This is a genomic window from Sphingomonas sp. CCH9-F2, assembly GCF_001556735.1.
Classification (GTDB): Bacteria; Pseudomonadota; Alphaproteobacteria; order Sphingomonadales; family Sphingomonadaceae; genus Sphingomonas; species Sphingomonas ginsenosidimutans.
Genome location: NZ_LSJO01000292.1, coordinates 1 through 415 on the forward strand (window position 1 = coordinate 1; position 415 = coordinate 415).

Below are 415 nucleotides of genomic sequence, written 5' to 3' on the forward strand. Positions count from 1 at the left end.
GGCGAAGGTCGCGCGCAGCGTCGCCGCCGGCAGCGCCGCCAGCGGCATATCGCCCAGCCGGATACCCGGCGCGTCATGGTGGCGCAGCCCGATCATCGCCTCGACAAGGCTGGTCTTGCCCGTGCCGGTCGCGCCGGTGATCGCGATCCGCGCACCCGCGGGGACCAGCGTGCCGACGCCCGGCAGCGTCAGGGCGGCCGAACGGGGCTTGGGGAAAGGTGGCGGGTCGGGCATGAACAGCGCGCCAAGTCGTGCAGCGGCCTCCCGCGTTGCGGACCGTGCCGCGCGCTCGCGCAGCGCCGGCATGATCCCGTCCATCGCCGCCGCCGCGGTCAGCGCGCCGAGCGCCGCCAGCGCCGTGCCGGCGGGCATGGCCAGCAGGAACACGCCGACCGCGGCCGCGCCCGTCGCGAGC

Annotated in this window: 1 pseudogene; it reads right to left on the minus strand. The window is 77.1% G+C overall.

Annotation, left to right across the window (positions count from 1 at the left end):
• A pseudogene (locus AX685_RS08785) lies at positions 1-415 on the minus strand (cysteine ABC transporter permease); the annotation flags it as partial.